The following is an 18712-nucleotide window of genomic DNA, read 5'->3' on the forward strand; positions in this document are numbered from 1 at the left end:
CGATGCACGCCTCCGCGTACGGTGCACGCCTCCGCGTGCGGCGCACGCACGAACCGCCGGTGCGACCGGCGTACCCGGACCGGGAAGGATCGTCATGCCACCGACAGCGGCACCACCTCCGCTGGCCATCGAGGCCCGCGGCCTCACCAAGCGGTACGGCGCCACCTGCGCGCTGCGCGGCGTCGACCTGGCCGTGCCCGCCGGTACCGTCTGCGGCCTGCTCGGGCCCAACGGCGCCGGCAAGACCACCGTCGTGCGGATCCTCGCCACACTGACCCGGCCGGACGCCGGCTCCGCCACGGTCGCCGGGTGCGACGTGGTCGGCCGGCCCGACCAGGTGCGCTACCGGATCGGGCTGGCAGGGCAGCACGCCGCGGTGGACGGCATCCTCACCGCCCGGGACAACCTGCGGATGTTCGGCCGGCTGTACCACCTGGGTGCACGGCGGGCCCGGGACCGCGCCGACCGGCTGCTTGCCCGGTTCGACCTGACGGCGGCGGCCGACCGGCCGGTACGGACGTTCTCCGGCGGAATGCGGCGCCGGCTCGACCTGGCGGCCAGCCTGATCCTCGCGCCCGCGGTGCTGTTCCTGGACGAGCCGACCACTGGACTCGACCCGCGCGGCCGCAGCGAGGTGTGGACTGCGGTCCGGCGGCTCGTCACCGACGGCACGACGGTCCTGCTGACCACCCAGTACCTGGACGAGGCGGATCGGCTCGCCGACCGCATCGTGCTGGTCGACGACGGTCGGGTGCTGCGCTCCGGTACGCCGGCCGAGCTCAAGGCGCAGGCCGGCGGCGAGCGGCTGGAGGTGGTGCTGCGCGATCCGGCCGACCTGGACCGGGCAGTCGCCGCCGTCGCCGCGGCCACGGACGCCGAGCCGGTACCGCAGCCGGGCGGCGGGCGGCTCGGCGTGGCCGTACCGGACGGGTCGGCCGCGCTGTTCGCCGCGGTCCGGGCGCTCGACGCGGCCCGGATCGCCACCGCCGACGTCGGGGTCCGCCGGCCCACCCTGGACGACGTGTTCCTGCGGTTCACCGGGGACGCGGCGGAACGGCAGGGAGCGGCATGACGACCCCCTTCGCGCTGCCGGCGGCATCCGCCGGCGCGCTCGCCCGGCTCGGCTGGACGCTGGCGGACGGCTGGACGCTGGCCCGGCGCGAGTTCGCCCAGCTGCGCCGGCAGCCCAGCGAACTGGTCACCATGCTCGCCGTCCCGGCCATGCTGGTGCTGCTGTTCGGGTACGTGTTCGGCGGCTCCATCCAGGTGCCGGGCGACGGCGACTACCGGTCGTACCTGATGCCCGGCATGTTCGCGATGGTCGCCCTGCTCGGCGTCGCCAGCAGCGCGACCATGATCGCCACCGACATCGGCGCGGGGGTGATGGACCGATTCCGCTCACTGCCGATGGCCCGCTCCGCGGTACCGCTGGGCCGGGCGGTCGCCGACCTGCTCACCGGCGCCGCCGGGATCGCGGTGATGGCCGGGCTGGGCCTCGCGGTCGGCTGGCGGCCGCACGGCTCGGTGGCCGCCACCGCCGCCGGGTTCGCGCTGGTCCTGCTGCTGCGGTTCGCGACCACCTGGGTCGGCATCACCATCGGCCTGTCGGTCCCGCCGGCCACGGCCGAGGCGATGGTCCCGGTCGTCTTCCCGGTCACCATGCTGTCCAACAGCTTCGTCCCCACCGACGGGATGCCGGCGTGGCTGCGCACCGTGTGCGACTGGAACCCGGTCAGCTCGCTCGTCGCGGCCTGCCGGGACCTGTTCGGCAACCCCGGCGGCGGGCCGCACCCGGCGCTGCCGGAACAGCACCCGGTGGCGGTCACGCTGCTGTGGGCCGGCGTCCTGCTGGCGGTCTTCGTACCGCTGGCGACGGCCCGGTACCGGGCCAGCGGGCGCTGACCGGCGGCGACGGCGGGAGAATCGGCGGATGGACGGTTCGGTACTCGACCGGGCGCGCGGCGGCGACGCCAGCGCGTTCCGGGAGCTGGTCGAGCCGTACCGGGGCGAACTGCACCTGCACTGCTACCGGATGCTCGGCTCGCTCGCCGACGCCGAGGACCTGGTCCAGGAGACGCTGCTCGCGGCGTGGCGCGGGCTGGGCGGCTTCGCCGGCCGCTCCTCGGTTCGCACCTGGCTGTACCGGATCGCCACCAACCGCTGCCGCAACGCGCTGCGCGACGCGAGCCGGCGCGTGCCGGCCGAACCGGTACCGCCGTTCGTTCCGCCGGCGCCGTCCCGGCGGGCCACGGTGACCTGGCTGCAGCCGTACCCGGACGCGGCGCTGGACCGGATCGCCGAGCGCGCACCGGACCCGGCCGCCCGGTACCTGAGCCGGGAGACGGTGGAGCTGGCGTTCGTCGCCGCGGTCCAGCAACTGCCGCCCCGGCAGGCCGCGGTGCTGCTGCTGTGCGACGTCCTCGACTTCGGCCGTACCGACGTCGCGGAGATGCTGGACACCACCCCGACCGCGGTGAAGGGCGCGCTGCAGCGCGCCCGCGCCGGTCTCACCGCGAACGAGCACCGGCCGGCCGGGCCCGATGCGGGCGAGCGGGCGGTGGCGCGCCGGTTCGCGGCGGCGTTCACCGCGGACGACGTCGACGGCGTGCTGGCGCTGCTGACCGACGAGGCGTGGCTGGCGATGCCGCCGGCGCCGCACGAGTACCACGGTGCGGCGGCGATCCGCGCGTTCCTGGCGGCCAGCGCTCGGGGCCGGGGCGGCCGGCGGCTCCGGCTGGTAACGGTCGGGGCGAACCGGCAGCCCGCCTTCGCCTGTTACCTGGACGACCGGCCGGCCCCCGCCCGCGCGACACCGGAGGATTCCGCCGCCACGCGTTCGGCAACGCCGGACGGCGCGTGGTCGGTGACGCCGGACGGCGCGTGGTCGGTGCCGCCGGACGGCGCGTGGTCGGTGACGCCGGACGGCGCCGAGTCGGTGACGCCGGACGGCGCCGGGCCCGGGACGTTCGACGGGATCGTGGTGCTCACGCCGGCGGCTGGCCGGATCGAGCGGATCACCCGGTTCCTGGATCCGAGCCTGGCCGCCGCCTTCGGCCTGCCGCCGCACCGCGGCTGACCGTTCCGATCCCGCCCGCGCCGGTGTCTGTACCAGTGTGTCCGGGCGGCGTCGTGACGAGGAGACGGCCTGTCCGGGCCTCTTGCCGGCACGACACGGGAGGTAGTCATGGATCGAAACAGCACGGCGGTCACGGCCTACTACGAGCTGCTCGCGGGCGGCACGGCGTCGTTCGACCCGGTCCGATTGCGGCCGCTGCTGGCCGACGACCTGGTCTTCGAGGGCCCGATCGCCGGCCGGGTGGTCGGCGCGGACCGGTTCGTGCACGGGGTCACCGGGTTCGTCGAGACGATGCGGGGCATGACGATGCTGCACCGGCTGGCCGGCGACGGCGAGGCGGCCACGCTGTACGACGCGGAGCTGCCCGGTGGCACCGTCCGGTTCGCCGAGTTCTTTCGGCTCACCGAGGGCCGGATCACCGGCCTCCGGCTGCTGTACGACGCGGACCGGTACCGCGCCGCCGGCGGCCGCTGACCCGCTACCAGCCCCCGCCGTTCGCCCGACTCGCCCGCCGCCCGGCGTCCACGCGACTCGGCCTCGGCCGGGCGGCCGGCGCCCCCAGACCCGACCTGAGCCCGACCCACCCGGCGCTCGGCTGAGCGGCGCGCGGCTCGACCGGGCCGCGCGGGGTCGTCGGTTCCGGTGACTCGGGGGTCCGGGACCGAGCACCGCCGTAGCGTGACGGTACGGGGCCGGCGAGCCGGGGAGCGGCGGTGGACGGGGCGACGGGGTCGGCGACGGGCCGCGGCACGCTGTCCGGCGCGGGGCTGCTGCGGCTGGTACTGCTCGGCGCCGCGATCGGCATCCCGGCCGCGTTCGCCGCGGCCGGTTTCCTCGCCCTCGTGCACTTCGGCGAGCACTGGCTGTGGACCGACCTGCCGTCGGCGTTGCACCACCGCGCCCCACCCTGGTACCTGGTGGTCGGGTTGCCGCTGGTCGGCGCGCTGATCGTGGTCGCGGTGCGGCGGCTGCTGCCGGGCGACGGCGGGCACCGGCCGCTGCAGGGGCTCGGGGGTGGGGCGACGCCGGTCGCCGCCGGCCCCGGCGTGGTGCTCGCCGCGCTGGGCACGCTGCCGTTCGGTGCGGTACTCGGGCCGGAGGCGCCGGTGATCGCGCTCGGTTCGGTGCTGGGCGTCGCGGCGTCCCGGCTGGTACGGCTCGATCCACGGCGCACCGAGGTGCTGGCGCAGGCGGGGTCGTTCGCGGCGATCTCGGCGCTGTTCGGCGGCCCGGTGGTGGCCGGGATGCTGCTGCTGGAGGGCGGCCTGGCCGCCGGCACGGCGCTGCTGCCGATGCTGCTGCCCGGCGTGGTGGCCGCCGCGATCGGGTACGTGATCTTCATCGGGTTCGGCAGCTGGGGTGGCCTGAACACCCCCGGTCTGACCGTCCCGCACCTGCCCGCCTACCAGGGCCTGCACCTGTACGACCTGCTCGTGGCGGTCGCCGTCGGGGTGCTGGCGGCACTGCTGGTCGCCGTGGTGCACCGGGCCGCGACCCGGGTGGAGCGGCTGCAGCAGCGGCTGGGGATGGCGCCGGTACTGCTCGGTGGCGGCCTGCTGGTGGGTCTGCTCGCGCTGGCCGTCACCTGGTTCGGCGCGAACTCGGCCGACGTGCTGTTCTCCGGCCAGGCGTCGCTGCCGACGCTGGTCGGCGCGGGCAGCGTCGGCGCGGTGCTGGTGCTGCTCGTCGGCAAGGCGCTGGCATACGTGGTGAGCCTGGGTTGCGGGTTCCGCGGCGGGCCGATCTTCCCGGCGGTGTTCCTCGGCGTCGCGCTGGCGGCGGTGGCCACGGTCGGCTTCGGGGTGTCGCCGACGCTCGCGATCGCGGTGGGTACCGCGGCCGGGATGGCGGCGCAGGCCCGGCTGCTGTTCTCGCCGCTGATCTTCGCCACGCTGCTGGTCGGCCGCGCCGGTACGGACGCGGTGCCGGCGGCGGTGCTCGCCTCGGCGGCGGCCTGGCTGGTGAGCCGGGCGCTCGCCGGCCGGGAACAGAATTGACAGTGCTTATATAAGCACTGTTATATTGGCGGCGTGGCAGACGAACACGGGGACGACCCGACCGAACGCAGCCGGTGGCGACCGGTCCGGCTGCTGCTGACCGCGGTGGACGACGAGATCGCGACCGTCTACGCCGAGGCGGCGATCGAGGGGCTGCGGCCGACCTGGGTGATGGAGCTGATCCGGCTGCACCGGCGCGGCCCGATGACCATCGCCGAGCTGGCCCGGTCGGTGCAGGTGACGCACTCCGGGGAGAGCCAGAAGGTGGCCGCGATGCGCGCCGCCGGGCTGGTCCGCACCGTGCCCGGCCCCGACGCGCGCAGCAAGCGGGTGACGCTCACCGCGAAGGCGACCCGGCTGGTCGACCGGCTCACCGCCGAGTGGGAGGCGACCGAGGCCGCGATCGAGGAGCTCGAGGACGAGGTGCCGTACCCGCTCAGCCAGGTCGTCACCGACCTCCGGGAAGCGTTGGCGCGCAAGAGCTTCCACGACCGGATCCGGGACCGACTCGACCGGGACCCGCGATGGGGGTGAGCGGCGCGCTGCTGGACGTCACGCCGCTGCGCACCTCCCCCGCGTACCGGCGGCTCTGGCTCGGCGGGGTGTTCTCCGGCTTCGGCAGCCAGGCGACCATGGTCGCGGTGCCGTACCAGATGTGGCAGCTGACGCACAGCACCGTGTGGACCGGCGCGGTCGGGATCGCCCAGGCGGTACCGCTGATCGCGGTCGGCTTCGCCGCCGGCAGCCTGGTGGACCGGGTCGACCGGCGCCGGCTCTACCTGCTCGCGCTGACCGGCCAGGCGCTGTGCTCGGTGCTGCTCGCGGTGCAGGGCTTCGCCGGCGTCGTACCGGCGATCGGGGTGCTCGCGATCGTCGCCGTGCAGTACTGCTTCGTGTCCACCGGCGGCCCCGCGGCCCGCACGTTCATCCCCCGGCTGCTGCCGCCGCAGCAAGTCGCCGCGGGCCTTGCGCTGAGCCGGATCTCGTTCCAGGGCACCATGCTCGTCGGGCCGGCGGTGGCCGGGCTGATCATCGGCGCCTTCGGCGTCGGCGGCTGCTACCTGATCGACGCGGTCAGCTTCCTGCTCGCCTTCTACGGCGCGGCCCGGCTGCCCGCGATGCGGCCGGACGGCGAGTCGTCCCGGCCCGGACTGCGCGGCGTCACGGACGGTCTGGCGTTCCTGGTCCGCACCCCGGTGGTCCGCGGCGCGCTGCTCACCGATCTGGCCGCGACCGTGTTCGCCATGCCGATGAGCCTGTTCCCGATCGTCAACGCGGAGCGGTTCGGCGACGACCCCCGCACGTACGGGCTGTTCCTGACCTCGATCGCGGTCGGTGGCGTGGTCGCCTCGGCGCTGTCCGGTACGTTCACCCGCCGGGCCCGGCCCGGCCGCGCGATGCTCGTCGGCGCCGCCACCTGGGGTGCCGCCCTCGCCGGGTTCGCGGTCGCGCCGAACGCCTGGCTCGGGCTGGGATTCCTGGCGATCGCCGGCGCCGCCGACACCGTCTCGGTCGTCTCCCGCAGCACCATCGTCCAGCTCGCGACTCCGGACGCGCTGCGCGGCCGGGTCGCCGCGGCCGAGCAGGCGGTCGGGCAGGCCGGGCCGGACCTGGGCAACCTGCGCGGCGGCCTGGTCGCCGGCTGGACCTCCGGTACCTCGGCGCTGCTGTCCGGCGGGCTCACCTGCCTGGCCGGGGTCGTCGCCATCGCCCTGACCACGCCGGCGCTGCGCCGCGCCCGTACCGAGCCGGAACCGGTCGCCGAGCCGGCCCGTACCTGACGTCCGGTGCGCTACCGGCCTGGGGTTCCTGGCCTATCATGTCGGGTATGTTGCGCCTCGTCATCGGTTGGAGCGGCTGGGGTTGGCTGACCCTGCCGTTCCTGGCCGCCGGGCTGGTGCTCGGGTTCGTGATCATCGGCGCCTTCGACCCGACGCTCGCCGACGCCGCCGGCACCGTGTGCCTGTTCTCCGGGTGCGTGCCGACCTGGATCCTCGGCCGCCGGCTCAACCGGGACGCGCCCGACCACACCCTGTACGGGATCCAGATGCAGACGTGGGCCGTGATCTACCTGATCGCCGGGCTGTTCCTCACCGCCCTGGTGGTCGTGGAGCTGACCGCCTTCACCTGAGCCACCACCGAACCCCGGCCCGTCGTCGCGGTCAGGCGAGGCTGCGCTGGGCTTGGTCGATGAGGCGTTGCAGGTGCAGGCCGCGGTGCACGTCGAGGTCGGCGGTCCGGCCGGTGCGGACCGCGGCGGCGAACTCGCGGCGCAGCGTCGCCCAGCGTTCGGCGTCGTCGGCGGTGTCCGCGGACAGCGCGGCGAAGTCCAGCGACAGCGCGCCGGTCGGGCCGAACAGCTCGAACGTCTCGTACCGGCCGTCGCCGGTGCGCGGCACCACGCCGGACAGCGCCAGCTGGCTCACCGCGCCGCCGGCGTGCCGGCAGGTCAGCGTCAGGTACCGGCGGGAGTCGCCGGCGGCGGTCACCTGCTCGATGGTGCCGACGGCGGCGTCCAGCAGGTCCAGCGCGTGCGGGCCGATGTCGTGCAGCGCACCGTGTTCCAGCCGCCAGCCGTGCGCGTAGTCGCCGGCGATGAACGCCCCGGTCAGCTGGCGCGCCTGCGCGCCGTAGGTGTCGAACGCCGCCGCGCGGGCCAGGAACTCGCGCACCCGCGGCCGGTACCGGTTGCTCAGCGCCAGCTGGCTGACCACCCCGGCCGCGTCGACCGCCTCGGTCAGCGCGACCGCCTCGGCCAGGGTCAGCCCGATCGGCTTGTCCAGCAGCAGCGCCTTGCCGGCGCGCGCCGCCTCGACCGCCATCGCCGCCTGCACGTCCGGCGGTACGGCGAACGCGACCGCCTCGCACTGCGCGAGCAGCGCGGCGTAGTCCTGGTACGCCTCGGTGCCGTGCGCGGCGGCGAGTTCCCGCGCCGCCTCCGGCCGGCGGGCCCAGACGCCGACCAGCTCCGTCTCCGGTCCGCCGGTCAGCATCGGCGCGTGCATCCCCCGCGCCCACGGCCCCGCCCCGACCAACCCCACCCGTACCGGCTGTGCCTCAGTCATGCCCCGACCCTACGGTCCGGCGTACCGGCGGGCGGCGTGACGCCGGGCACCGGCGTTCGCTAGCGGCGCTCGGTGAGCCGGACGCTGAGGTCCCAGAGCTGCTGCTGGACGCGCGGGTCGTACGCGTCCGGGTGCGCCCGCGCCGTCTCGGTGCGGTCGAAGAACTGCCCGGTGACGCCGTCGAGCCGCGGGTCGAGCACGAGCCGGCGGGTCGCCCGCAGCCCGGTCTCCAGCGAGTCGACGCTGTGCCCCACCGTCTGCAGCACCATCTTGGTCGGCATGTACGTGGCCGGGTGCAGGCTGTTGACCGTCACCCGGCGCGGGTCGAGCTGGCGGGCGAACACCAGCGCGGTGGTGATCATCGCGAGCTTGGACTGGCCGTACGCGCGGGTGCCGGTGTAGCCGTGTGCCAGGAACGGGTCGTCGAAGTCGATCGGCGCCTGCCCGAGCGAGGCGACGTCGACGACCCGCGCCGGGGCACCCCGGTCGAGCAGCGGCAGCAGCCGCCGGGTCAGCGCGAACGCGGCGAGGTGGTTGACCGCGAACCGCAGCTCGTACCCGTCGACGGTGAGCCGGCGGTCGACGCCGTCCGGCTCGCCGCCGCCGACACCGGCGTTGTTGACGAGCACCGAGACGTACCTGGTGCGGCTCGCGATCTCGTCCGCGAGCCGGTGCACCTGCGCCAGCTCGGACAGGTCGGCGCGAGCGGTCTGGATGGCGGCCCGCTCGCCGGCGAGGTCGGCGGCCAGCTCGTCGAGCCGGCGCTGGTCCCGGCCGTGCAGGAGCAGCGTGGTGTCGGGTTCGCGGGCGAGGGCGCCGGCGAGCGCCCGGCCGAGCCCGTCGGTCGAGCCGGTGATCACGATGATCCGATCGGGCATCCGTCGCTCCCTGCCGCGGTTGTCGGGGCGCGACCGGGGGCCGGGCCGCGGAGCGCGGGTTCCGGCGACCACCGGTCGACCCGACCAGCCTACCCATTAACGAGACACCACGTCTAGGAATAACCGGTCACCCGGTACGGGTGGCCCCGTGCGCGGCGAACGAGTTGCGGTCACCGGCCCAGGCGCCCCGCGGTACCGCGGTCTCCAGCCGGTCGAGTTCCGCGGCGGTGAGGACGAGGTCCGCCGCGGCGGCGTTCTCGGCGAGCCGGTCGGCGTTGCGGGTGCCCGGGATCGGTACCACGTCGTCGCCCTGCGCCAGCAGCCAGGCGAGCGCGAGCTGGCCGGAACTGACCCCGTGCTCCGCCGCGATCGCCTGGACCTCGCCCAGCAGAGCCAGGTTGCGGTCCCGGTCGGCCCCGGCGTACCGCGGGTCACGGTCCCGGAACGGTGCGGCGGACGTGGCGCCGGCGAGGATGCCGGAACCGAGCGGCGAGTACGGCACGACACCGATACCCAGCCGGCGCGCGGTCGGCACCACCTCGTCCTCCACCTCCCGCCACCACAACGACCACTCGCTCTGTACCGCGGCGATCGGGTGCACGGCCGCAGCGGACGCCAGGTCCGCCGGACTCGGCTCGGAGATCCCGAGATGGCGCACCTTGCCGGCTCTCACCAGCGCCGCCATCGCGCCGATCGTGTCCGCCACCGGTACCGCCGGGTCCGGCCGGTGCAGGTAGTAGAGGTCGATGGTGTCGACGCCGAGCCGGCGCAGCGACGCGTCGCAGTAGCCGGCGACCCGGTCCGGGTGCGCGTCCAGCCGGGTGCCGTCGGCGTCCCGGACGATGCCGAACTTGGTGGCCAGAGTGACCTCGTCCCGGCGGGTGGCGAGCAGCCGGGACAGCAGCCGTTCGTTGTGCCCGGCGCCGTAGCTCTGCGCGGTGTCGAGCAGCGTGACGCCGAGGTCGAGGGCGCGGTGCAGGGTGGCGAGCGAGGCGTCGTCGTCGGCCGGGCCGTACCCCTGGGACATGCCCATGCAGCCGAGCCCGAGGGCGGAGACGGTCAGCGAGTCGCCGAGTGTGCGTTTCTGCATGACCCCGACGCTAGGACGGCCGTACAGTGGTGTCCCGCTGCCGTTGTTACCAGTACCAGGAGTACCAGGATGGCGCCGAACCCGCGCGAGCTCGGCGAGCTGCTGCGGTCCCGGCGGGCGCGGCTGAGCCCGGCCGACGTCGGGTTGCCGGCCGGCACCCGGCGCCGCACCGCCGGGCTGCGCCGCGAGGAGGTCGCCGCGCTCGCCGCGATCTCCCCGACCTACTACACGTTCCTGGAGCAGGGGCGGGCGGTGACGCCGTCCCGGCAGGTACTCGACGCGCTGGCGAGCGCGCTGCGGCTGGACGAGGGCGAGCGCGCGCACCTGCACGAGCTGGTGCACGGCGCGGCGCCGGCCGCCGAACCGCCGGCCGCGGAGACGCTCGCACCGGGGCTCGGTGCGCTGGTCGACCGGCTCGACCCGGCCCCGGCGTACGTGACCGGGCGGCGGTTCGACGTGCTCGCCGCGAACCGCTCGGTCCGTCTACTGTGGACGGACTGGCCGGCGGTGCCGGTCGCCGACCGCAACATCGTCTGGTGGATGTTCACCGACCCGGGCGCCCGCGACGTGCTCGTCGAGTGGGAGCACGAGGCCGCCGCACTGCTCGGCCGCTACCGGGCCGCCGCCGCGCGCTACCCGGACGATCCGTCGTTCCCGGCACTGACCGAGCGGCTGCACGCCGCCAGCGCCGAGGTGCGCGCCTGGTGGCCACGACACCAGATCACCCGCGTCGGCGGCGGCCACAAGCTGCTCCGCCACCCCACCCTCGGCGAGTTCCGGCTCGACCACCTGGTGCTCACCGTCGCCGACGTCGCCGACCAGAAACTCGTCGCGTTCGACGCACCGGCCGAGATCCTGGCCCGGCTGGCCAGCCTCCCCGACCCCTCGTCGGCGCACCGGCCGGGAACGTGACCCGACCGGCGGATCTGCCGGGCCCGCCGGCGTGCCACGATCGAGCGATGAACACCGGTTCGGACCAGCCGCGCCGATGAGGGCGCTGCTGGTCGCCGCACCGCTGCTGGGGCACCTGTTCCCGCTGGTGCCGCTGGCCGACGCGCTGCGCACCGCGGGCCATCAGGTACGGCTGGCGAGCGCCGGAGCGGCCGCCACCGACGCCGGCGTCGCCGTCGACGACCTGCTCCCCGGCTTCCGGTACCAGCCGGTCGCGCGCCGGGCCGCGCTGCGCCACCCGCTGCTGGCCCGCGCCGAGCACGCCGGTACCGCCGGGAACCGCGGCGCCGTGATCCGCCTCGCGGAGATCAACCGGCGGCTGCGCGCCCCGCTCGCCGACCTGGTGTCGTCGTTCGCCCCGCAGGTCGTGGTGTACGAGCCGAGCGCGCCCATCGCCGCCACCGTTGCCGCCGAGCACGCGCTGCCCGCGGTACTGCACGAGATCTCGCTGCGCGAGGGGCGGCCGATCGCCGCCGCCATCCTCGCCCGGCTCGGCACGATGGCCGGCACCGACCCGATCGGTACGTTCACGGTCGCGCCGGCGAGCCTGGTCGGCGAGCGGCCCGGCTGGCCGATGCGCTACGTGCCGTACGCGGCGGCCGGCGAGCTGCCCGGCTGGCTACGCGAACCGCCGCCGGACCGGCCGCGCATCCTCGTCACCCGCCCCACCGTCACCGGCCGCCGCCCGGACCGGCTGATGGCCGCCGCCCTCGCCGCGGCGGCACGGCTGGACGCCGAGGTCGTCCTGGTCCGGCCGGACCGCCGGCTGATGACCCGGCCGCTGCCGGACAACGCCCGCTGGGTCGAGTGGGTACCGCTGCCGTCCGCGCTGCGCACCGCCGCCGCGCTGGTGCACCACGGCGGCGCCGGCACGATGCTCACCGCCCTCGCCCTCGGCGTACCGCAGCTGGTACCCGCCGGGCCCGGTGACCGCCGCCACCACGCCATGCTGCTCACCGACCGCGGCGCCGGCCTCGCCGTCGACACCCCCGACCAGCTCACCCCCGACACCCTGGACCGCCTGCTTACCGATGCCGCCCTGCGCACCGCCGCCGCCGAGGTCCGCGCCGAGATCGCCGCCACGCCCGCCCCCGCCACCCTCGTCGACCGCCTGACCACCCTCACCACCTGACGCCCCGGATCCCGTGCACGAACGGCGTCGTGGGGGCGGCACGCTAGCGGGTCGGGCCGGCGGTCCCGTGCGATGAGACGGTGTGTTCTCGGTTCGTAGGGTGGGGTGGTGCGCGAACGTCGGAGCCTGCCGATGCTGCCCAGCCTGCTGCTGGTCGGCGTCCTCGCGACGGCGCTGTGGGGCGTGATCACGGTGTACAAGTCGGTCCTCCACTTCGGTGGCGACCGGACCACCGCACACGTCGATCGGTGCGAGGAGCGCAACAGCCGCGGGGGCAGCACCACGGTCTGCTACGGCACCTGGCGGGACGCGAACGGCACCGAGCACCGCGACGTGATCGCCGGCGCGGGTGCGTCGAGCGCCGGCCGGAACGTGCCGATCCGCGCGCTGGGCGACAACGCGCAGCTGGACAGCGCGCTGCCGCTGCTGCCGTACCCGATCGTCGAGTTCGTCCTGCTGGTCCCGACGATCGTGCTGGCCGTCGTCGTGGTCAACCGCCGCTACGGCCGTAACCGGTACGTCGGGCGCGGCCGGCCGCCCTACCCGCCAGGGCCGCCGCCCGGCTCCCTGCCCCAGCCGCCGGGAACGCCGCCCGGCTCCGTGCCGCGCCGGTGGTACCCGCGGCAGGCCCCGCCCCGTCCCGGCCCGCCGCTCCCGGGGTCACCCCGCCGGCGGTACTGAGTCCCGGACCTCGGCGCCGATCGGGGTGATCGAGAACCTGCGGGGGGTTCGCACCTTGTGGCGATGAGTCGTGCCGCGCGTGCCCACCGTCGGCTACGACGACGAGGCGCACGCGCTGGGGACACCGCGCAGCTCGCGACCCACTCGACCCGGATGACCGTCTCGTCGGTGCCGACCGTGCTGTTGTGGGCGGTGACGCTCGGGCTGGCGGTAGCGGTGGTACGCCGGCGGTGGGCACGGCTGGCGTGAAAGATGTCTCAGCCTGTGGATGGCGGCTTCGGGTTCGGCCGGGTGATGACGTAACGTGGCGGCCGATATGTTCCGCGGCCTGCTTCTCCTTCGCTGCCGCGACGAGGCCCGTTAGAGGCTGGCACCTCGTCGCGGAGGTGCCGCGTGCCGGTCGTTCCTGGTAGGTCGTGTGGTGGAATCCCCGGCCGAGCGAGGCTGGGGATTCCACCACAGACCTGGGCCATCCGCCCGTTTGGGCCTCTGGCGACGTCTTGTCGACCCCGATGTCGCCGCCCGAGGATCGTCACCGATATCCGCCCGTACCAGCAGCTCGGCCCGCCGCGGCAGACCCCGCCCGGCGCGCCGGAACACCGCCACCACGCGGTCGCGTACGGGCGCTCTCCCCGCAGCACGCGAAGAAGGAGTACGCCGCGATGACCGGCGCCACGTTCAACCGCCAGCAACCGTCCCCGATGCCGTACCACCGGTACCAGCCGTTCCACAGCTACAACAAGGTCGAGCTGCCGGACCGTACCTGGCCGGGCAACCGGATCAAGCGCGCCCCGCGCTGGCTGACCACCGACCTGCGTGACGGCAACCAGGCGCTGGTCGACCCGATGAGCCCGGAACGCAAGCGCCGCATGTTCGACCTGCTGGTACGCATGGGGTACAAGGAGATCGAGGTCGGTTTCCCGTCGGCCAGCCAGACCGATTTCGACTTCGTCCGGGAGCTGATCGAGGGCGGCCGGATCCCCGACGACGTGACGATCTCGGTGCTGACCCAGGCGCGCGAGCACCTGATCGAGCGCACCGTGCAGAGCCTGGTCGGCGCGCGGCGCGCCACCGTGCACATGTACAACGCGGCGGCGCCGGTGTTCCGCAAGACGGTCTTCGGCTTCGACGGCGACGGCCGGGCGCAGACGAAGGCGATCGCGGTCGAGGGCAGCCAGGCGGTCGTCAAGTTCGCCGAGCAGTACCTGACCGGCACCGACTTCGGCTACGAGTACTCGCCGGAGATCTTCATGGACACCGAGCTCGACTTCGCCATCGAGATCTCCGAGGCCGTGATGGACGTCTGGCAGCCCGGGCCGGGACGGGAGATCGTGCTGAACTACCCGTGCACCGTCGAGCGGTCCACCCCCAACGTGTACGCCGACCAGATCGAGTACATGAGTCGCAACCTGTCCCGGCGCGAGCACGTCTGCCTCTCCGTCCACACGCACAACGACCGGGGCTGCGCGGTGGCCGACGCCGAGCTGGCCGTACTGGCCGGGGCGAACCGGATCGAGGGCTGCCTGTTCGGCAACGGCGAGCGCACCGGCAACGTCGACCTGGTGACCCTGGGCATGAACCTGTACTCGCAGGGCATCGACCCGCAGGTCGACTTCTCCGACATCGACGAGATCCGCCGCACCGTCGAGTACTGCAACCAGATCGGCGTGCACGAGCGCCACCCGTACGCCGGGGACCTGGTGTTCACCGCGTTCTCCGGGTCGCACCAGGACGCGATCAAGAAGGGGTTCGAGGCGCGCGAGGCCGCGGCCGTCGCGCGCGGTGTGCCGGTCGACGAGGTCGCCTGGGAGATCCCGTACCTGCCGATCGACCCGCACGACGTGGGCCGCAGCTACGAGGCGGTCATCCGGGTCAACTCGCAGTCCGGCAAGGGTGGCGTCGCCTACCTGCTGAAGTCCGAGTACGGGCTGGACCTGCCGCGGCGGCTGCAGATCGAGTTCTCCGGCGTGGTGCAGCGGCACACCGACGACGAGGGCGGCGAGGTCGCCGCGGCCCGGATCTGGGAGATCTTCCAGCAGGAGTACTCGGTCGACCACCAGAGCGACCGGCGGGTCGTGGTGCACGACTACGTGACCCGGTCGGCCACCGACGACAAGCTGGAGCTCGGCGTGGAGTTCTCCGCCGACGGCGCGCGGCACAGCGCGACCGTCACCGGCAACGGCCCGATCGACGCGTTCGTCCGCGCACTGTCCGATGTGGACGTCACGGTCCGGGTCCGGGACTACGCCGAGCACGCGCTCACCAGCGGCGGTGACGCGGTCGCCGCCGCGTACGTCGAGTGCGAGATCGGCGACCGGACGTACTGGGGTGTCGGCATCGACGCCAACATCACCACCGCGTCGCTGCGCGCCGTCACCAGCGCCGTCAACCGGGCGCGCTGATCGCCGGTGCGGCGGCCGTCCGCGGCCGCCGCACCCGCCGGCGCACCGACACAGCGCGCCGGCACCCGGCCGCACGCCGAGCCGGCGCCGCTTCTGCACCCGGCTACGGCCCGAGCCGGCGCCGCGTGGCACCCGGCTGCGGGCCGAGCCGGCGCCGCGTGCGTACCGGCTCGGGGCCGGGGCGGCGGGCGGCAACGGCGGTCAGAGTCCGCCGGTGGCCAGCACGATCTGTCCGGTGATCCAGCGGGCGTCCGGTCCGACCAGCATCCCGACCACGTCGGCGATGTCGGCGGGCTCGCCCAGCCGTCGCAGCGGGGTGATCGCCGGGACGCCGGCGAGCGCCTCGGCGGTGTTGCTGCGCCGCAGCAGATCGGTGTCGGTGGCGCCCGGGCAGACCGCGTTGACGGTGATGCCGCGCGGGCCGAGTTCGGCCGCGGCGACCTTGGTGAGCTGTTCGACCGCGCCCTTGCTGGCGGCGTAGCTGGCGATGCCCGGCGCCGTGCGCACCGTGTTGAGCGTGGACAGGTTGACGATCCGGCCGCCGTCGCGCATGGTCCGTGCCGCGTGCCGCAGGGTCAGGAACACGGTGCGCGCGTTGACCGTCATGATGCTGTCCCACAGCGCTTCGTCGGTGTCGGCGAGCGGCGTGGGCGGGGTCTCCGCGGCGGCGTTGTTGACCAGGATGTCCAGCCCGTCGAGGTGCTCGGCGGCGGTGGCCAGCAGGCGGTCGACGGCGCCCGGCTCGGCGAGGTCGGCGCGGACCGGATGCGCCCGGCCGCCGGCCTCGCGTACCTCGGCGGCGACCTCGTTCGCCGCCTCGGTGCTGGTGGCGTAGTTGAAGACGACGGTCGCACCGTCGGCGGCAAGCCGCCGCACGATCGCCCGCCCGATTCCGCGTGAGCCGCCGGTGACGACGGCGCCCTTGCCCGACAGTACGGCCATTCGGTCACGTTACGCCCGGGCCGGTGTCCACCGTCCGGTGGACACCGGCGTCGAGGATCGGTCGACGGTGCGGCGCCGCGAGTGCGGCGATGCTGGCCGCATGACGCATCTCAAGGACGACGAACTGGTACCGGAGCTGTCCCGGCAACTCGGCGAACCGCTGCTGGCGGCGTCGTACGCGCGGGTCGACACGGTGCTGGGGCTGACCCGGCTGCTGTCCCCGCTGGGCAACTACCTGATCGCCCGGCCGGCGGCCCGGGCCGCCGCGCACAAGATCACCGAACGCACCGAGGTACCGCTGGACGCCGCGATGATCCTCGGCCTCACCGCCGCGGCGCTGCACGTCTGGCGGGCCGACCCGATGCTCAACCGGGTGGGTGAGCACGTCGGCGAGGTGTCCCTGGACCGGATCACCGAGCTGACCGTCGCCCCGGGCCGCAGCTGGCATCCGATCCGGATCGTGCTGACCGACGGCGAGAAGATCGAGGTCGAGGGTCGCGGCGCGGTGCACCTGCTGGGCTCGGAGTACGCCCGGCTCCGGGCGAGTTGATCCGGTACCGCATGCTTGTCCGGTGCCGCCCCCACCAGCCCTCGCGCCAGCGTCCGAGCCGGCGGTGCACGCGTGGACGAGGGGAGCGATCTTCCGCGACGCGTACTACGGCCTCGTGATGGTCGGCGCGCTCGCCGGCGTCTGGCACTCGGGGGCAGGCGACGGTCGCCTCGTCGCGCTGGCCTCGCTGGTCGCGCTGACCGGCTGGTACTGCCTGGTCGGCCGGCGGGCGGTGCGCTCCCGGCCGGTGTCGGCCCGGACCGCCTGCTACCAGCTCGTCGCGCTGGCGCTGGTGATCGTCGCGCAGACGGCGACGCTGTCCAGCTCGTTCCTGCTGTTCGCGCTGATCCCGCAGGTGTTCATGCTGCTGCCGCTGCGCTGGGCGGTGCTCGCCGCCCTCGCCGGCAACGTGGTCCCGGTGGCCACGCTGACCGGGGAGGACGCGTACCCGGGGCTCGCGGTGGCCGGGGTGACGGTGGTGGTGCTGGTGTTCGCGGCCTACTTCGGGTGGTGGATCCAGCGGATCATCCAGCAGAGTCGGGAACGGGCCGACCTGCTCGCCCAGCTCGCCGACGCGCGGGCGGAGCTCGCCGCCGCGGAGCGCTCGGCCGGCGCGCTGGCCGAGCGGCAGCGGCTGTCGACGGAGATCCACGACACCCTGGCGCAGGGCTTCACCAGCATCCTGATGCTGCTGCAGGCGGCCGAGGCGGCGCCGCCGGAGCAGGCGAAGGTACACCTGGACCGGGCCGCGCGGGCGGCGCGGGAGAACCTCGCGGAGGCCCGCGCCCTGGTCGCCGCCGAGCCGCCGACGAACCTGACCGGTGCCTCGCTGCCGGACGCGCTGCGCCGGCTGGCCGGCCGGCTCGGCGAGGAGACCGGCATCGACGCCGGCTGGGAGCTCGTCGGCGAGCCGCGGCCGCTGCCCGCCGGTACGGAGGTGGTCGTGTTGCGGTGCGCCCAGGAGTCGCTGACCAACGTGCGCCGGCACGCCCGCGCGGCGACCGCGAGCCTGCGCCTGCGGTACCTGCCGGACGCGGTGCGGCTGACCGTGTCCGACGACGGCGTCGGGTTCGATCCGGCCGCCGCGGCCGGCTTCGGCCTGCACGGCATGCGGGAACGCGTCGCGCAGGTCGGCGGCCGGCTCTCGATCAGCAGTACCGCGGGGCACGGCAGCACGCTGACCGTGGACGTGCCGGCATGATCCGGGTGCTGCTGGTCGACGACCATCCGGTGGTACGGGAGGGGCTGCGCGGCATGCTCGGCGCCGAGGCCGACATCGAGGTGGTCGGCGAGGCCGGGTCGGCGGCCGAGGCGGTCGTCGCCGCCCGCGCGTGCGACCCGGACGTGGTGCTGATGGACCTGCGAATGCCGAACGGCGACGGCGTCGCCGCCACCCTGGCGGTGCTCGCGCAGCAGCCCCGGTGCCGCGTCGTCGTGCTCACCACGTACGAGAACGACGCCGACATCCTGCGCGCGGTGGAGGCCGGCGCGACCGGGTACCTGCTCAAGGACGCCGGCCGGGCCGAGCTGGCGCAGGCGATCCGGGCGGCGGCGCGCGGCGAGACGGTGCTCGCACCGTCGGTCGCCGCGAAGCTGGTGTCCCGGCTGCGCTCGCCGGTCGGCCTGACCTCGCGCGAGATCGAGGTGTTGCGGCTGGTCGGCGCCGGCCGGACGAACGCGGAGATCGGCCGGGCGCTGCTGATCAGCGAGGCGACGGTCAAGACGCACCTGCTGCGCACGTTCGGCAAGCTCGGCGTCTCGGACCGCACCGCCGCCGTCACCGCCGCGCTGGAACGCGGCATCCTCCCGCCGTACTGACCGGTCGCGACCGGCGGCCGGGACCGTGCCCGGTAGCCGGACGACGCCGTTCGGTAACCGGTTATTAGGTAATTGTCCCCTCCCGTACGCGGTCGAAAACGTGCATGATGCCCTCAAGGTATGAAGTTTC

General features: G+C 74.7%; 19 protein-coding genes. 15 read left to right on the forward strand and 4 right to left on the reverse strand.

Going from position 1 to position 18712, the window contains the following annotated elements:
• The first annotated feature begins 94 nt into the window (after window positions 1-94).
• The 8 genes from NUM_RS31555 to NUM_RS31590 all read left to right on the forward strand — a co-directional run bounded on the left by NUM_RS31555 (window position 95) and on the right by NUM_RS31590 (window position 7204).
• Window positions 95-1072: an ATP-binding cassette domain-containing protein gene (locus NUM_RS31555; protein ID WP_207128567.1), complete on the forward strand. Its 978-nt coding sequence runs from the start codon at window positions 95-97 to the stop codon at window positions 1070-1072.
• Window positions 1069-1902 carry an ABC transporter permease gene (locus NUM_RS31560; RefSeq protein ID WP_207128568.1) on the forward strand — a complete coding sequence of 278 codons (834 nt, stop codon included), beginning with the start codon at window positions 1069-1071 and terminating at the stop codon, window positions 1900-1902. Before NUM_RS31555 ends, NUM_RS31560 begins: the two co-directional genes overlap by 4 nt.
• Window positions 1903-1930: 28 nt before the next feature.
• Complete coding sequence (locus NUM_RS31565; RefSeq protein WP_207128569.1) at window positions 1931-3076, forward strand: RNA polymerase subunit sigma-70; 1146 nt, start codon at window positions 1931-1933, stop codon at window positions 3074-3076.
• Window positions 3077-3184: 108 nt separating this feature from the next.
• Window positions 3185-3550, forward strand: a complete 366-nt coding sequence (locus tag NUM_RS31570; protein WP_207128570.1) for a nuclear transport factor 2 family protein — start codon at window positions 3185-3187, stop codon at window positions 3548-3550.
• 239 nt (window positions 3551-3789) lie between these two features.
• Window positions 3790-5073 carry a chloride channel protein gene (locus NUM_RS31575; RefSeq protein ID WP_207128571.1) on the forward strand — a complete coding sequence of 428 codons (1284 nt, stop codon included), beginning with the start codon at window positions 3790-3792 and terminating at the stop codon, window positions 5071-5073.
• A gap of 33 nt (window positions 5074-5106) precedes the next feature.
• On the forward strand, window positions 5107-5607 hold the full coding sequence (locus NUM_RS31580; RefSeq protein WP_207128572.1) for a MarR family winged helix-turn-helix transcriptional regulator: 501 nt from the start codon (window positions 5107-5109) through the stop codon (window positions 5605-5607).
• Complete coding sequence (locus tag NUM_RS31585; RefSeq protein WP_207128573.1) at window positions 5598-6854, forward strand: MFS transporter; 1257 nt, start codon at window positions 5598-5600, stop codon at window positions 6852-6854. The genes NUM_RS31580 and NUM_RS31585 overlap by 10 nt, the downstream gene beginning before the upstream one ends.
• A 47-nt stretch (window positions 6855-6901) precedes the next feature.
• Window positions 6902-7204, forward strand: coding sequence for a hypothetical protein (locus tag NUM_RS31590; RefSeq protein WP_207128574.1), 303 nt, complete (start codon window positions 6902-6904; stop codon window positions 7202-7204).
• 31 nt (window positions 7205-7235) lie between these two features.
• Here the strand turns inward: NUM_RS31590 and NUM_RS31595 are convergent, their stop codons facing one another.
• The 3 genes from NUM_RS31595 to NUM_RS31605 all read right to left on the reverse strand — a co-directional run bounded on the left by NUM_RS31595 (window position 7236) and on the right by NUM_RS31605 (window position 10106).
• The gene (locus NUM_RS31595; protein WP_207128575.1) at window positions 7236-8138 is read right to left on the reverse strand and encodes a Gfo/Idh/MocA family protein; all 903 of its coding nucleotides are present in this window, start codon (window positions 8136-8138) and stop codon (window positions 7236-7238) included.
• Between the two features lie 59 nt (window positions 8139-8197).
• Window positions 8198-9016 carry an SDR family NAD(P)-dependent oxidoreductase gene (locus NUM_RS31600; protein WP_207128576.1) on the reverse strand — a complete coding sequence of 273 codons (819 nt, stop codon included), beginning with the start codon at window positions 9014-9016 and terminating at the stop codon, window positions 8198-8200.
• A 127-nt stretch (window positions 9017-9143) separates the two neighbouring features.
• A complete protein-coding gene (locus NUM_RS31605) occupies window positions 9144-10106 on the reverse strand; it encodes an aldo/keto reductase (RefSeq protein ID WP_207128577.1) in 963 nt (320 codons plus the stop codon).
• Window positions 10107-10175: 69 nt separating this feature from the next.
• Between NUM_RS31605 and NUM_RS31610 the strand changes: the two genes are divergently transcribed.
• The 4 genes from NUM_RS31610 (at window position 10176) to leuA (ending at window position 15272) form a co-directional block, all read left to right on the forward strand.
• On the forward strand, window positions 10176-11018 hold the full coding sequence (locus NUM_RS31610) for a helix-turn-helix transcriptional regulator (RefSeq protein ID WP_207128578.1): 843 nt from the start codon (window positions 10176-10178) through the stop codon (window positions 11016-11018).
• 76 nt (window positions 11019-11094) lie between these two features.
• On the forward strand, window positions 11095-12189 hold the full coding sequence (locus NUM_RS31615) for a nucleotide disphospho-sugar-binding domain-containing protein (RefSeq protein WP_207128579.1): 1095 nt from the start codon (window positions 11095-11097) through the stop codon (window positions 12187-12189).
• Window positions 12190-12297: 108 nt separating this feature from the next.
• Window positions 12298-12870 (forward strand): hypothetical protein, encoded by a 573-nt coding sequence (locus tag NUM_RS31620; protein WP_207128580.1) that lies wholly within the window; start codon window positions 12298-12300, stop codon window positions 12868-12870.
• A 662-nt stretch (window positions 12871-13532) separates the two neighbouring features.
• On the forward strand, window positions 13533-15272 hold the full coding sequence (gene leuA, locus NUM_RS31625) for a 2-isopropylmalate synthase (RefSeq protein WP_207128581.1): 1740 nt from the start codon (window positions 13533-13535) through the stop codon (window positions 15270-15272).
• 201 nt (window positions 15273-15473) lie between these two features.
• On the opposite strand, the gene NUM_RS31630 is transcribed toward leuA, so the two are convergent.
• The gene (locus tag NUM_RS31630; RefSeq protein ID WP_207128582.1) at window positions 15474-16214 is read right to left on the reverse strand and encodes a glucose 1-dehydrogenase; all 741 of its coding nucleotides are present in this window, start codon (window positions 16212-16214) and stop codon (window positions 15474-15476) included.
• Window positions 16215-16314: 100 nt separating this feature from the next.
• On the opposite strand from NUM_RS31630, the gene NUM_RS31635 reads away from it, so the two are divergent.
• Genes NUM_RS31635 through NUM_RS31645 form a run of 3 tightly spaced genes read left to right on the forward strand, consistent with a single transcriptional unit; the run spans window position 16315 to window position 18582 of the window.
• Window positions 16315-16764 (forward strand): hypothetical protein, encoded by a 450-nt coding sequence (locus NUM_RS31635; protein ID WP_207128583.1) that lies wholly within the window; start codon window positions 16315-16317, stop codon window positions 16762-16764.
• Window positions 16765-16786: 22 nt separating this feature from the next.
• The gene (locus tag NUM_RS31640; RefSeq protein WP_207128584.1) at window positions 16787-17965 is read left to right on the forward strand and encodes a sensor histidine kinase; all 1179 of its coding nucleotides are present in this window, start codon (window positions 16787-16789) and stop codon (window positions 17963-17965) included.
• The gene (locus tag NUM_RS31645) at window positions 17962-18582 is read left to right on the forward strand and encodes a response regulator (RefSeq protein ID WP_207128585.1); all 621 of its coding nucleotides are present in this window, start codon (window positions 17962-17964) and stop codon (window positions 18580-18582) included. Before NUM_RS31640 ends, NUM_RS31645 begins: the two co-directional genes overlap by 4 nt.
• Window positions 18583-18712: the final 130 nt, after the last annotated feature.

Origin of the sequence: Actinocatenispora comari (genome assembly GCF_017312725.1) — a bacterium.
Lineage (GTDB): Bacteria > Actinomycetota > Actinomycetes > Mycobacteriales > Micromonosporaceae > Actinocatenispora > Actinocatenispora comari.